The 14,147-nt window shown below is 58.2% G+C and carries 9 protein-coding genes and 1 pseudogene; 4 read left to right on the top strand and 6 right to left on the bottom strand.

Going from position 1 to position 14,147, the window contains the following annotated elements; all coding sequences use genetic code 11:
• Nucleotides 1-42 precede the first annotated feature (42 nt).
• The 4 genes and pseudogenes from QO207_RS09370 (at nucleotide 43) to QO207_RS09360 (ending at nucleotide 4,995) form a co-directional block, all read left to right on the top strand.
• Nucleotides 43-1,689, top strand: coding sequence for a hypothetical protein (locus QO207_RS09370; protein ID WP_301532178.1), 1,647 nt, complete (start codon nucleotides 43-45; stop codon nucleotides 1,687-1,689).
• Nucleotides 1,682-4,231, top strand: a complete 2,550-nt coding sequence (locus tag QO207_RS09365) for a hypothetical protein (protein WP_301532177.1) — start codon at nucleotides 1,682-1,684, stop codon at nucleotides 4,229-4,231. Before QO207_RS09370 ends, QO207_RS09365 begins: the two co-directional genes overlap by 8 nt.
• A gap of 138 nt (nucleotides 4,232-4,369) precedes the next feature.
• Nucleotides 4,370-4,711, top strand: a pseudogene (locus QO207_RS31515) (hypothetical protein); the annotation flags it as partial.
• Nucleotides 4,678-4,995, top strand: a complete 318-nt coding sequence (locus QO207_RS09360; RefSeq protein ID WP_367620474.1) for a hypothetical protein — start codon at nucleotides 4,678-4,680, stop codon at nucleotides 4,993-4,995. The pseudogene QO207_RS31515 and the gene QO207_RS09360, both read left to right, overlap by 34 nt.
• Nucleotides 4,996-5,900: 905 nt before the next feature.
• Here the strand turns inward: QO207_RS09360 and QO207_RS09355 are convergent.
• The 6 genes from QO207_RS09355 to QO207_RS09330 all read right to left on the bottom strand — a co-directional run bounded on the left by QO207_RS09355 (nucleotide 5,901) and on the right by QO207_RS09330 (nucleotide 14,147).
• Nucleotides 5,901-6,347 (bottom strand): antitoxin Xre/MbcA/ParS toxin-binding domain-containing protein, encoded by a 447-nt coding sequence (locus QO207_RS09355; RefSeq protein ID WP_301532175.1) that lies wholly within the window; start codon nucleotides 6,345-6,347, stop codon nucleotides 5,901-5,903.
• 26 nt (nucleotides 6,348-6,373) lie between these two features.
• Nucleotides 6,374-6,793: a hypothetical protein gene (locus tag QO207_RS09350; protein ID WP_301532174.1), complete on the bottom strand. Its 420-nt coding sequence runs from the start codon at nucleotides 6,791-6,793 to the stop codon at nucleotides 6,374-6,376.
• Nucleotides 6,794-7,091: 298 nt separating this feature from the next.
• On the bottom strand, nucleotides 7,092-7,358 hold the full coding sequence (locus QO207_RS09345; RefSeq protein ID WP_301532173.1) for a hypothetical protein: 267 nt from the start codon (nucleotides 7,356-7,358) through the stop codon (nucleotides 7,092-7,094).
• Nucleotides 7,355-7,912, bottom strand: a complete 558-nt coding sequence (locus QO207_RS09340) for a recombinase family protein (RefSeq protein WP_301532172.1) — start codon at nucleotides 7,910-7,912, stop codon at nucleotides 7,355-7,357. The genes QO207_RS09345 and QO207_RS09340 overlap by 4 nt, the downstream gene beginning before the upstream one ends.
• A gap of 339 nt (nucleotides 7,913-8,251) precedes the next feature.
• Nucleotides 8,252-11,596 carry a DNA-binding protein gene (locus QO207_RS09335; RefSeq protein ID WP_301532171.1) on the bottom strand — a complete coding sequence of 1,115 codons (3,345 nt, stop codon included), beginning with the start codon at nucleotides 11,594-11,596 and terminating at the stop codon, nucleotides 8,252-8,254.
• Entirely contained in the window at nucleotides 11,586-14,147 is a 2,562-nt protein-coding gene (locus tag QO207_RS09330) for a chromosome partitioning protein ParA (RefSeq protein ID WP_301532170.1), read from the bottom strand. Before QO207_RS09330 ends, QO207_RS09335 begins: the two co-directional genes overlap by 11 nt.

Raw genomic sequence — 14,147 nt, 5'->3', positions numbered from 1 at the left:
TTTTAGACCTATGGTTTTATCGCAATAAGGGATTAGGCGTCGATGAAACTCACCACCAGCTGGTTGAAACCACCCTACGCAAGTAGCGGCATTGACCACCTCGGCACTCAGGCGCCCTGTGTGATGATCTATGGCCAGCTGCTGCCAGGCATTACCAATGTTACCGATCGGGCGCGCTATTACTCGTTCTATCCTTGGTTGGTATGGTCTTATGACCAGCGCTATGCAAAGGATGATTACAGCCACTTCGTCGAACGGTTTCGGCGCGCGGACTGCCTGTTTACCCTGATTGCTGAGCGGCACGCGCAGGCGACCGATCACAAAAACGAGCGACACGGCGTCGCTATGGTCGGTCGCACCAAGCTGGTTCCCTCGCTCACCAGCCTGAAATCCGGTGAGCCACTACGGTTATCCCTCTACGCGACGACCGAGGAAACGCCCCAGCGCTACTTCATGAATCGGCTGGGTGGCCTTTCGCAGTACTACGCGGGAACTCTGGCCGATCTACAGCTGATGGAGTCCTCTGGTCGATCCTGGAGCTTCTATAGCAGCCAGTATGGCGCACCGCTTGCGCAAAGCGTTGATTTGTCCGTGCCTGGTGAGCGGTTCTGGGAGGTTGTCGAGAAGGACTCGGTGACGCTCGATGAACTCGACGAAATGAGCTCCTTCTGTGCCTGCAATATTCCCGGTAGCCAGAGTGAGCTTCAGCAGCTCGCAGACATTTTTTTCGATGCTGACAACCGCTATTTGGAGGAAGGCACTCAGCGACGACGAAGCCTGGGGCTGATTCAGCAACTCGCGGACGCCCTAGCGAACGAATGGGACCTGACAGAGGAAGTGTTCCGAGGCTGTGTCTATAGTGCCGCGCTGCCCGATGGCGAGGCCTGGGAAATTCCCGATGCCTTGCATTCCACCAGGATGCACTGGGCTGTCTATGTGCGTAATGACTTAATGTCGGTGGCCTTCCAGACAATCCTCGCCATCTGTCTGCAGGAACTTCAACCGCAGTCTGCGGCGCAGAGACGCGTCTTTCACAGCGTCGAGGCGTTCGCTGACTGGTTTTCCAGTTCGGAAACCGTCTCCAGAGTCGTGAGTGATCTTGGGGCGGCCAGTTTCGATGATCTGGTTACAAGCAGTAGGGCGAATGTTCCAGAGCTAACTGATTGGACAAATGAAGCCCATGAGATTCAGCTGAGTTGGCAGTTGATTGACGAGTGGGCGCCGGGCGTGAATATTGCGCCGCTGCTTTCACAGAGCCTGAGTTTGTTGGCAATGCTGGCTGCTCGCGATGACCTTGAGCGGCAGCCGTATTCTGGGTTGGCGATAACTTCAGAGGCGCTGCGAGACTATCCGATCAACCTCATCAGCTTCCGTAGCCGCAGTGCCGACTGGAAGGCGATGTCTCTAGAGCATGTGATTGCTGATCTGGTCGTTTGGTGTCTGGATACCCATCTTCGAGTGGCGCTGCGCAAACTCAGGCAATCCAACCGCTCGACATTCCATCTGCGACCGTCCGAGCGAGGCTTGGAAGTGGTGGGCGACCAGATTCCACCACCATCCTCGACCACACCTCGTTTCCGGCAGGCGGTACAGATCCTTCGTGACCTTGGCATGCTGGAGCGTGATGAAAGCCACATGATCAGGCTGACGGCCTCGGGTCGGAAGCGGATGGAGGTCGCTAGTGTCTGACGATGTCTCCCTTCTCGAAGTGATCAAGCGAGGAGGTTACGAGGCCTCGCTAATTACTACCTTCAACGCGACGCTGCCCTTCTATGAGGAGGTAGTGCTGCGAAAGCTGGTTGCTGCCGGTTGCCGGCATAACGTGGTGCTGATGGACCGGAGCCAGTGTGCCGCTTCCTGGGAAAGCCAGTTGGCCCGACCTCGCTTGGCTGGCCATGCCTACACGCTTTTACCGATCGGCGTGAACGGCGCATTCCACCCTAAGGTATGCCTGTTGTTGGGGCCCAAGAGGGCCTCGATCTTGGTGGGTAGCCATAATCTCACGCTGTCGGGACTCGGCTTCAACCGCGAGATCACCAATTGGATCGAGGTAGGTGGTACCAAAGATGCTGAGGGCGCTGCCGTTCTCAGATATCTCTGGCAGATGCTTCGGGAGTGGATTGAGCTGGAGCGCGGCAAGGTTTCTGAACCTCTTTTGGAGTCGGCGCTAGCAATCGGCCGTTTCATCAGTCCTTTGGTTGTTAACGCCGGGGTCATGAGCTCGCCTGCGGTAATGGCGCAAGGTCCAGGGCGGCAGACGCTGATTGATCAACTTGTTGAGCGGATTACTGCACCGGTCAGGAAGATTGCGGTGCTGGGCGCGTTCTTCGATCGTGAGCTAGCCCTGCTCAAGAAGTTGAAGGCTCAATGGCCCGCCGCAGATATCGTGGTGGGCATCGATCCCGACACGGTCCAACATCCCGGCAGCTATGACGTTGAAATGGCCCGGTATGTTGATGCGCGTGGGATTGCTGATCGGGCCGGCTATCTACACGCCAAAGTTCTCTATCTCGAAACGCATGACGCTGCTGCCGATGTGTTTGTCAGTGGCAGCGCGAACCCCAGCCGGCCCGCCTGGATGGATGCGGCGAATGGTAATGTCGAGGCCGTGGTACTCCAGTCAGGCGTCGCTGCCCGACGTGCTGCTGAGGCCACTTCAATGCTCAGCCTTTTCGAGTTGCCAGAGCTGGAGGCTGAGGTGTTCGCTGAGATCCAGGAGCGCAACGAGGTCTCCGATATTGAGCAGCAGATGTCTTTGCCTCTGCTTTCGGGCTTTTCGGACGGGGAAAATGGCCTGATCCGTATCAGCTATCGGGGCGAGCCAATGTCGGTAACTGCAGCCGTACTGCTTGGCCCGAACCAGGAGAAGCTGGAGACGCTTACTCCACTGGAACTCCGTGACAACGAGGTCGTGTTCAGGTCTGAGGTCGAGGCAACGAATATTCGCTCCTGTCTGCTGGAGCAGGATGGCAGGGCGGTCGCTCGGGCGATGATCCTGCACCCTTCCGTTATTGAGTCTAGCTCCCGGTCCTCAAGGCAGTATCAGATTCGCTCGGCGTTGAGTGAGCTGGGGTCAAGCGATGCCGATATATCAAAGGTCATCGCCAGCGTCGAAAGGGTCATCTTCGCGCCTCAAACTGATTACGAGATTCAGGCTGCTATCCGTGAGCACCGAGAGAAACAGGATGGGCCTGCAGCTGAGGTTGGTCCTGCATCGTTGGTGATCAGCGTTGCTGATATGACGCGAGTCAAGCGCAAGCAGCGCCTGCTGAAGTCCGGTGATCTGGCCTATCTAATCGATGTGCTCATGCGTCGTCTGAGCGATGGTCTCGAAGTTCAGAGTGTAGAGGTTGACCGTGCTGGCCGGAGCGAAGAGGAGCAGATCGGCCTGGAAGACGAGGGCGGCGAGGAGTTGATTAGTTCGGTCGAGACGTCCCAATTTTCCGATGCTGAAATTGCCCAGGCCGTTGCCAGAAAGGCGAGGGCTTTGAGTAGGAAAATGGTCGAGCAACTGAGGTTGGCGAGCCAGGACGAATCGAGGAAGGTCGGCGCATCGATCCAGCTGATCGCGGTGCTGGCCCTGATTCGTGAATTGCGCCATCTCGACAAGCAAAAGCGCTGGCGGGCAACCGGGCAGGATCTCGTAGAGGAGCGGGACCGTCGCTATCTTCTCGATGAAAGTATCAGGTACTTGCTCGGCTCGGAGTCACAGCTATTCGACGCGATCGACGAGATAGTCAATGACGATGCAGACGAGACGATGCAGTTGTGTACCTTGCTGGCATGGCTGGCATGGGATTTGGGCGATGAGTTGACGACCAATGTTAGCCTAATGTGGGGCGCGGACGAAAAGCGGCGTAGGTTGCAGACGAATGCAGTGTTTCTCAGGCTGATGCCGTCGATCGCTGCAGATGAGGAAGCCGGTAAAGAGTTGCGCGAAAGCATTCAGCGAACACTCAAACACACTCCGAGCGCCTCCATTCAGGCGGAGCAATGGCTAGGTCTGCATATGGCTTATGGTTCCTCTTGGTCGCAGGGACAGAAGGAGACCGACGAGTTGGAGCTTGGCGGATACTGCAGGATTCATGGCCTGGATAATGAGCCGAGAGTCATCATGGAGCTTGATCAGAATAACGTCGGTTTCTGGGATTTCGGTGATGTACGGAAGTTCAAGCGTGACCGGGTAGTTGGGTTGATGCCGATACAGCCAACAAGTCGCGCTCCGAATTGAGCCAAGGCGGGACGGACATTAGGGAAGCGAGACTGGATGCATGAGCCAAATCCATCACGAATGTGAATTGAAACGCCGAATCGTCGAGCAGTTGGAGGCTGCGGGGTGGCTGGTAAGCGGTAACCCTGGCTTGAAGAACACCCGCACGTCCGAGCCGACTGGACGGAAAACAACACGCTTTATATTGCTGCCGACCGCCTAACGCTGGACGGTCGCAAAACTCATCGCCCAGGCTTCGGCTTGTTCAATAAGGGCTTCCGACTAACCGAGAGTCATGCCCCGAGCCCGTCCATTTGGGCGGTACCTGACTGGTTGAACCCAACGCGCGGTGGAACTGGCCTGACCTATCGTCCATTGCCGCGCTGGTCGTCGTCCGGGACTCTGAAGGCCGCCGCACGTGGCCAGGAGTTTGTTGCCGACATCACGAATCGTGCCGATGCGCTCGTATGGCTCGATCAGCTCTTTGCGCAGGGGACATGACTATGCGGGTTCACACGTATGTGATCGCCACGGACGCAGGCTCTGCGCCGAACTACGATCCGCCGGCCGTAACGCTAGCTGTCTGCAAGCCGCGCATCCGCAAGAAGGCGAAGGTTGGCGATCTCGTGCTCGCATTTGCAGGCTCGAAGGTGAATCCCATCTCTGGCCACAGCATCGTCTGGGCCGGCATCGTTTCCGAGGTGCTGACCTTCACCGAATACTGGAACGACCGTCGCTTCGCCTCGAAGAAACCTGAACGTACCGTCGTACCGGACAACTTCTAAAGGCCTATCGGCAACGGCTTACTTGCTTGGCAACCCAATCCTATTCACGGGCCTGAGGCTCATGATCGCGACACCGGCGGGCTGAACGTCCTCGTGTTCGATCGCGCTTGGCGATTCGGCGCTTTTGGTCCCGTTGTACCAGAGGATTTTGGTCTGCGCATGAGCATTGGCCGGCGCGGGGAGAGGGGGCCGATCTCACCGATTCCATGTGGCAGCGCCTCGGAAGTTGGCTGAATGCCCAGCCGCAAGCCACCATTGAGGCCGCCAGTGACAGCGAGTCGAGTCACAGCTGCACGCCCCGTGTGCTGCCGAGATCATCGCAGCCAGCCTCTTCAACACGACGGCAATGCCGATAGTCGGGAACGTCTACAGGGGGCAATAGACGCCATTCATTGCCAATTAATGGCGTGCTTTGGCACGGAATGGTGTGGTCAGAAAAACACGTCAATGATTACACGCCATTAAATGGCAATGAATGGCGTCCATTGCCATTTAATGGCGGCGTAAAGCCAGACTGGAACCGTTTAAACCACAAACGATCCAGTCTCCCTTTAGCCAGCGGGCGATGTTGAAAATTTCAGACATTCTCGCGCATTCGGATCCATTGATCTGGCAGATCCGCTGCATGTGCTTGGCATAAATGTCGCTGTATCACAGGCTGAACGCTTTACCTGTATCACACGCTGCACGCCCTCCCTGTATCACATGCTGCACGCCTAAAAATCAGTGCGAGACTATTACGGGTAAACGAATTGGGTGATACACCGCGACTTGGAAATGGCGGCTTAGCCTGTCAATAAGATCAAGTTTTCGTGTCGAGCGTGACTCCAGAGTTTGAAATGCCGACAGCGTTGCGAATTCCGAACATCCTTGGTGCGCCCATCCACGGTTCGGTACGTCGAAGACTACAGAACGAGGCCCTCTGCCAGCTGAGTCATCAGTTCCTCGACAAGCTGGGCTCCTGCCGAAGATGTCAGCATTTGTAGCGGCGAGTTGCCGGAGAATCGGTCCTTCAGCTTCGATAGCCAGCGCTGGGCTTTATCACGTGAGCCAAACAGGATCTCGGAGACCACGACGGTATGCACGACGCGAAAGAGTCGGTCGCTCTCATCCGCAGATAGTCGATCATCTAGTGAGGTACCCGGAGCGGTCATCCTGTCGGCCAGGCGCTCCTTAAGTGCGAGGCCTGGCGAGATCTGCTCACACGCATGGGTATCGATGTCACCGTTCCTGAGCAGCTTTGCCAGCTGAGCGACGGGGATGCCTTTCATGATGTGCGTATGCACGTCCATATCGCTTGCGTTCTCTGGTAGGCCTAGCAGCCTTGCCTTGTGACGGCAGTAATCATCCACCTTGACCCCTACAAGCATGGCGCACCTCAGATAGCAGAAATCACGCGTCCTACGTATGCCAGCTCATTGAGCTGGATATCGAGAGGCTGGTGCAAATCGGGCAGGAGGGGGTGCAGTAGCTGCTGAGATTTGTCGGCCTGCTCGACCCTTCCGATATAGGCTGTTCCGGTCTTATGGCTGAGGTAGCAGTGGATCTGATCTCGACGCTCGTAGAAGTCGTCGGCGTTCATCGCGTACATATCGGTGCTTATCAGGAACAGCACCGCCGCGTGGTGTATTCGATAGCCCGGGCTCAGCCAAAATCCTCGCTTACGCACTACCTTGCCAGGTGGAACCTCCAAATATTCCACGTTGCCTGGAACGGCCCCGTCATCCAGATAAGGGGCAATCTGTGTCGCCAGAGTCAGAACAGGACACCCGCTGTAGGTGCGATCTCGGTTTCGCATGAGTCCCTCGCTATCTGAGCTTTCAGAGAAAGGCTAAGCGTCGCTGTCCGGTCACAACTGGGTGTGAGGGGCGTGCTCCAAGTATTCAGGTGCAATCAGTAGATGAGTTAGCAGCTTGTGGTGCGGATAGCGATCTTGAAACTTGGCGACCAGCGTATTGAAAGCCTCGCGCCCGGCCGGAGTTCCAGCAAGTCGGGGGATCAGGTAGCCGGCTATGGCCAGGCGTACTTCAATCTCCGCCTGAGTCATCTGACCAGACAAGAGCACCGATGTTTACGTTGCCGTATTCAGGTCCTTATCAATGCGCTGCCTCGCTATCACAAGGTTCGAGAGATTTCGCTTTCATCCAGTCAATCACGCCACCGATGGCGATGCTGGCAATTGCCGCCAGAGTAAACGGCACCATTTTGGTGAGCAGAACAAGAGCGAGCGCGCCGGCAGTACCGCCACCGGCGGCTGCCCCAAGCACTGGGGTTCTGCGATACGCAGCGATGAGGCAACAAATGCTGTCAACCAAGAGCAGCAGTGCGCCGAGGTAGAGCACTTCGAGTTCGGTTTCGATCACGACTCGCTGCTCTGTTGGCGATACTTGTAGAGGGTGCTTCGACTGATTTTCAGCGCCTTGCATATTTCGTCTGGTGAACGACTCTGATCACCTGCGAGGGCCTGTATCGCAGCAATCGTCTCTGGCGGCACCCCAGGCCGCCCACCTTGCCGTCCTCTGGCACGTGCCGCTTCAAGGCCGGCAAATGTGCGCTCTCGAATCAGGTTTTTCTCGAACTCCGCCATTGCTGCGAACACATGGAACACCAGCCTGCCGGCAGCACTGGTGGTATCGATCTGTTCCTTCAGGCTTTCCAGGCCCACGCCATGGGCTTCGAGGTCGGCAGTGAGGCGCAGTAGCTCGGACATTGAGCGGCCCAGGCGATCAAGACGCCAAACAACCAGGACATCGCCTGGCCTGGCAAAAGCCAGCGCCTCATCGAGTCCAGGGCGTGATGCTTTCGCGCCACTCATCTTGTCGCTGAATATTCGCTCGCATCCGGTAGCGGTCAGCGCGTCATGCTGAAGGTCGAGCTGCTGATCATCCCGTGATACTCGTGCATACCCAATCTTCATTCGTCCGAATTCTCGTCGTGATGAGAGGTTTACATATTTTGATTTAAAGACGAGTTTAAAGCATTCAGGGGCGGCGATTATCGGGTGGTCAGAGGGGGGGCGCTCGTGTCCGCAAAACAACCGTGGCGCCTATCAGATAAAACGCACCCTTATGTAATGGCTTCTTGATGCTTCGAGGGTTCGCGGGGTAAAGCCGCGGAAGATCGCAGCACTGCGATTCCCACCGCAACTGGTGAGAATCGTACCGTTGAACGCGGGTGGATTCGGGTCGATCAAGGGTATCAATGTATCGAAGATCATTTGGAAACCTGACATGCAGTGAGCTAAGGCTTCCGCAGATCACTCGTCCTGACTGTCAGAAACTCGAGTGATGTGGATTGCGTTCGCACCATCGTCACCGGTCAGATACAGGCGCAGGGCAAAAAGCAGGTCCGGTGTATGGTCACCGTCGGGTTTTTCGATATTGATCTGTACCCTGCAAGACAAAACGACAGTCGATTGTGCAACGAGCTCGCTCACCCGTTCGACGCTGCGGGTCAAGGCCTTGGTTATCTGTTGGTGAGGCTGGAGCAGCATCCTCAGTTGCAGATCCGCGGCTTCACGCGTGCGAAGCACACCCAGCAGGAGTTCAAGCAACTCGGTGGTTGCGCGCATCCAGTTGACAGCAGCTCTGTCGTCATTGGCACTTTTCTTCCCAGGGCATGGATTGATTTGACCCAAAGCCAGGTTGAGGGACGTCAACACCATTGTCATTTGCGCAGAATCGAACTGTTCAACGAAGTGCCGGTCTCGCCAGATCGCGCAAGCAAAGGTGCGCAGGACGCTTTCCGTGATGTCTCGCATGAGGCCTGAGAAAAGGGATCGCTGCCAGGGTTCATCCAGGCGTCCCAGCGCGAAGCCAATGGCTTGCGGGTTGCGAATGCTGCCCTTCTCGAGTTCCCCGGCTAGGCGCTGGATGAAGGCACTTGGGGCGTCTTTGTGCATGCAACACATCAACACGAGAATCACGTTTTTCACCGATGCTGGAAGATCGTCCTCCTCCAGCAGTGAAACGAGATAGTCAATATGGGGGCGGGCTGCTTCGGCAAACACGCTGGGGCAGTCCACGTCGTCGATGGAGCGACCATCGCGCCATGTCTGGATGACGGGGTAATACAGGGATTTGCGGATTTGGGTAACGAGGTTCCTGCTGGTCGTTTCGTCGAACCGCTTCAGTCGTTCCACTTCCTCGTGATGCTCGCCTGCGATCTGGCGGCCATAGCTCTTGCCGTCCTGTTCGTGGCGTTCGAATGAAATGCTGTTGCCCACGCTGAAGTCCGTGTACGCATGTCCGTCCAGGATATTTTTCTGATGAACGAACACGCGTTCTTGAGTGGTGCTGGTGGTGGCGAAAGTGAAATAGCCGCCGTTCTTGTCAGGGCGCCATTCCATGCTGATCACGGCCTTCGTCCTGGCTCTGGGGCGTATGTAGATATCCTGGTCCAGTCGCGCGATCGCGCGGGTTATCCAGTCGAGCAGGTCAGTGGTTTCACTGCTGCCGGGTTTTGGCAAATGGCGCAGATCGGCCCAGGCCATCGGAGCGGGGTACTCCGGGGCGGGGGCGTCGGTGACGACCTGTTCCTTGGTACGTCGCCACGTGGCTCGCACGTGCGCAAAGGCGCCATTGCGTGGCATGAAAGTCAGTTGATAGGGATCGTCGGCACCGTATTCGAAGGTCAGGTGGAGCGCACAGTCGACACTTTCTTTCAGTGGAAACGCGGAGGAGTCCAGGCGGGCCGAGTAGCCGAGGTCTTCTCTGCTGTCGCCAAGGAAGAGCGGGAACTGGTAGAACGTCTTCCCCGCCGGGAGGGTGAAATCTTCCTTTACGTCGATGCTGACCGGCCTGCCACGGATCGGTGTGACCGTCGTACCGCGGGATACAAGCTGGAAGCGCTGAAGATGTCCGTCCTTGAACACCTTGATCGTCAGTTCAGGTATCTGGTCGCGCCACAGGGGGATCTCTCCGGCACGCTGTTGCAGCGCATGAAAATGAAGGCCTCCGGATACCGGGCTTTCCGTCAAGTTGATGGAGAAGGCGAAGCCGCCGATGCGCGGGTCCTGTTTCAGCATCGAGGTGTCGAGGGCGGGCGGCCTGGCCGCGATAGTCGGCGGGTGCCATAGGTCCTGGTCGTCGATGGACGTAATAGCGCAGCCGGGTTCCGACTCCTGCGCAGGGGTGTCGGAAATGATCACCGAAGGATGCCGCTCCCAGTAGAAACCTCTCGTTTCCGGGAGCTTGTCCTTGAGCGTCGGGTCGAACCTGGCGACCAGTTTTGTGACGCAGGTTTTGCCGCCGACGTTGTCGATCACGACTATCGGAAAGCCAGTATTCACTTTCGAGTAGTCCACTCGCTGAACAGCGGCGGCAATACTGCGTGGGAGCGGCACCGCGTCCTGGAAGCGAGCGTTGAGATGGCGCCGGGTAACGTCGAGTTCGAAATCATTGAGGGCATCGGGCACGAGCCAGATCAGCGTGTCGTTCCTGAAAACCTCGTGCAGCCTGGAGGTGAAGGCGCGTGCAGCGCGGTCCAGATGCTCGGGAGTGGCTTTGGAGAAGAACAGATCCGCCGGGAACAGGGTCGTCACCTGTGGATGCCGATAAATCGCGTCAGAGGTGAATAGGTCAAGTGCTACTTCGGTGTTCTCGCCTTGCCATTGTTGCCATAGGAAAGAACCAGGCAGGTGTCTGGCCGTTTTACCCGCGGCATAGCGTGGGAGTGAAGTCGCCAGATCGACGCACACCGGTGTCCGGATTTCGATCATGGTGTCGCGCTTGATCTTTTCCGGCGCCGATTGCATCGCGACGCTGTTGAACCAGGGACGGATCTCGAAGGTATCGAAATCGAAGAAAACCGGCATGTCTGCCAGGCAGTGACGTCCCTCGCTCCATATCCGACTGTGGGTGATCCAGCGATGTCTGGTCTGGCGGCGCGTGTGGACCTCGGACAGGTCGCGAGCGGTGTCATCTTCCAGGGTTTGCAGCCAACGCCAGGCGTCCCACACACGTCGGTAATCGCGATGTGACAAGAGCGTGTTGTTTGGCGGCAGGTTCTCCCATCGGCCGATGTCCCGCGCTTCACCGGAGCGTAGCCAGGACAGGATCGTCAACAGCAGGTCGTCCTGTTGCCCATGGCTGTCACCACGCAGTTCCAGGTGTTGCGCAAGACGCACCACGCATGCCTTGAAAAGGCGGTTCTCCGGCTGGTCGACGGACTGGAACCGGCGAACACCTTGCAGATAGGGGTTGCCTGCGAGCTTTTCCCGCAGGTTGCGCCCGGGACGATTGCTGAGCTTGATGAAGCTGGTGGCGTCCAGTTCGCGCACTGCATGAGCGGGCAGTAGCGCTTGCTCCCGGCGAGGCGCCTCGTTGAGGCCCCGGACAAGCCGATCCACCGCTGTGCGGCAGTGCTCGGTGATGCGCCAGAGGCGGTCGCGGCACGGGTATCCTGCCTTGGGCGGAGAGTACCCGGCGATCCTGGCCAAAAACACCGATAGCGATTGCGGCAGGGCCTGCCCGCTCTTCGGGTCGAAGTCGACGGCATGGCAGAACCAGTCCGACTGCTCGAGAACCTCGCTGATGGCGGCGCTGTCTTCTGGCACGTTGCGGCGCACGGAATCAAGGCTCGGCAGGTGTTCACTTGTCATGGTCGGCGATTCTCCCTTTCCGGGCGTTTTCCTCCAACGTCCTGCGCAGTTCATTTCGGTTCTCCGGGGACTTCAGGTTCCAGACCCTGCGGCGCTCGTCCGGATCGGTCAGGCCTCTGTTGAACAGAGCCGGCGGTTCTTCCATGGTGTTCGAGGTCGGAATGGCGGAGTGGGCGTCGTGTTCCAGCGCCGTTGGTGAATCAGACGCGTTGAGATAGTTCGCCGATTGCCAGATGAACTGGCCGTAGCCCAGTTCGCAGGCAATATCGAAGTCCTCGGTGAGGTTGAAAGGACGGCCAGCGATGCCCGTGCCCAACTGGTGGCGGATCTTGTCGAGGCAGTCCGTCTTGCTCTTGCCGCGAGTGTCGATGCCACGCAGCTTGGGCATGACCTTTTGCACCAGCTGGTCTTCGAACGCCGTATGCATCGCGTGGGCAAGCCGGGAAGTGTCCTTGTCGTCCCTGGCCTCCTTGGCCGCCCGGACCTCCGGGTAGTTGGCCATGTAGTACTCGATGGATTGCCATACCCGATGGCCAAGTGCCCGACCGGACACGGAAAGCGCTCCGTTCAATGTCTCGATGAAAGCCATGAAAGGTTTGACTTCGTCTTCCGTGAAGCTGCTGCCTTGTGCCAGCCACTTATTCCAGGCTTCCCTGTGCAGTGCTGGGCCGCGATTCCTGTCATCGAGCGGCTGCAGTCTCAGGCGGCGTTTCAATTCGGTCGGCCGCGGGAAATTGACGATGATAGAGCGGTCCAGCACCTTGTCGGAAAGAGACTTGGTGGTTTCATCCTGGTTCATCGTTCCTGCCCACAGCACGTTCCGGCCAAGCGGCAGTTTGTAGGGTGGCATGCCCGCGCCGACCTTCACCGGCAGGCAGGGCACGTCGTTGCCCTTCCTGCCACGGCGCAGCTCGAGCTTGCTCAGGAACTCGGCAAAATACAGTTCTGGATGGGCGAGGTTCATCTCGTCGAGCAGGACCAGGCACACGGCCTCGGATAAGCCGGGATAGTCCTCGCTCCAGGGCTTCTGGCTCTGCGCGAGGAAGTTCAGCACCGGTTGGGCGTCGAACTTGTTGTCGATCGAGTTGAAGAAGCCGAGCATGGATTCCTGCGAGTCCCAGTTCGGCTGGACCGACAGCGGTTCGAAGAAAATGCCGCCGAAGTGAGCGTAGAGGCGGGGCAGTTCGGACTTGCCGGTGCCGGAGACGCCCGAGAGAACGGTCAGGGGCGACCACTCGGCGGTCTTGAGCGCCGTGTGGAAGGCATTGAGGATCCGTGGGTTGAAACTCAGGCCGTAGTGGCTGCACGCATTGCCGATACCTTTGAGCCAGGTCAGCTCGTCGATTTCCGCCTTCACCGGCAGCCTGGCCCTGTCCACGGCGAAATGCGGCCGTTCGATTTCCTTGTGCCGCGCCTCGACCTCGGCAGGGCGTTCATAGGCGGCCCGCAGACGCTTGAGTTCGACTTGCGCTTCTTCTGCCGCGCCTTCGAAGATTGAGGCCTTCTGCATCAAGGACTGGTTTTCTGCGGTGAGCTCGGAGTTCTTTCGGCGTAGCTGGCCGACCTGCTCATACTCCGTTTCCTTGCTCGCGATCTGTCGGGCAAGTTCATCCGCCCGTGCCTTGTGCGCCTTGGTTTCGTTTTCGAGTGCGCGGGTTCTGTCACGCATCTCCTCGGTGGGCCGATTGGCGAGCTCTTCGCGCAGGCGCTTCAGTTCATCGGTCTGGCTGTTCAGGTCTCGCAGGATCTCGGACGGGTCCTTGTCCCCGAGCTGGCGCTTCAACTGCTCGAAGACGCCCAGCAGGTCGGCCTGTATGGCAAGGGTTTCACGCAGGCGCCGGTTGTCCTCGATGCAGGACTGCTTCTGCATTTCCAGTGACCGACGCGCTTCCTCCAGGTTGGTCTCAAGCTCATCGGCGAATTGCTCGCTACGTCGCCTGGATTGCTGTTCGAGCCGCTGTTCCTTGCGTTCCAGGTTGCGCTCGGCGGCTTCCAGTTCCATCGCACGCCCGTGGACTTCGCTCTGCATGGCGGACAATGCACCCTTCTGTTTCGCCAACTCGGACAGCTCTGCATCCAGTCGTGCGCGGGCGTCGTCTTGTTGTTTCGTCCAGGCCTCACGCTGCTTGTTCAGTTCGTCTCGCATGCGCTCGCGCTCGGCGTCGCCGGCGGCCGACACTTCCGACAGGCGCCTGGCCCGAAGATTGGCAAGTTCCTCTTCCAGAGCCGATAGCTGCTGCTCCCGGATTTCCGAAATCCGGCGCTCGCCTTCGGCGCGCTTCTGGCGCAACTCCGCATTCAAGGCGGCGCGCTCTTCGTCATGGCCCGCAGCGCGTTGCTGTTCGGCGACCTTGAGCTGATCTTCGCGCCGGCTGAGTTCGGCGGCCTTTCTGGCGAGGGCCTCGCGCTCGGCAGCTATCCGCTGTTTATCTTCCTCCACGGCGTGCTGGCTCTTGGCAATGGCCTCGCGGAGCGCGATCTCGGTGTCGCGCAGCAACTGCGCGGCAGCATCCTGCTTCGCGACGTCTTCCCTATTGTCGGGGTGCTCCAT

The organism is Pseudomonas sp. CAN1 (assembly GCF_030462585.1).
GTDB lineage: Bacteria > Pseudomonadota > Gammaproteobacteria > Pseudomonadales > Pseudomonadaceae > Pseudomonas.
This window is presented reverse-complemented; position numbering and strand designations above follow the sequence as displayed.

Coding starts and splice junctions, on each gene's coding strand:
- QO207_RS09370 (WP_301532178.1), top strand. CDS start 43: ATGAAACTCACCACCAGCTGGTTGAAACCACCCTACGCAAGTAGCGGC.
- QO207_RS09360 (WP_367620474.1), top strand. CDS start 4,678: ATGGCTCGATCAGCTCTTTGCGCAGGGGACATGACTATGCGGGTTCAC.
- QO207_RS09350 (WP_301532174.1), bottom strand. CDS start 6,793: ATGCGAAACCGAGATCGCACCTACAGCGGGTGTCCTGTTCTGACTCTG.
- QO207_RS09340 (WP_301532172.1), bottom strand. CDS start 7,912: ATGAAGATTGGGTATGCACGAGTATCACGGGATGATCAGCAGCTCGAC.
- QO207_RS09335 (WP_301532171.1), bottom strand. CDS start 11,596: ATGACAAGTGAACACCTGCCGAGCCTTGATTCCGTGCGCCGCAACGTG.
- QO207_RS09330 (WP_301532170.1), bottom strand. CDS start 14,147: ATGGAGCACCCCGACAATAGGGAAGACGTCGCGAAGCAGGATGCTGCC.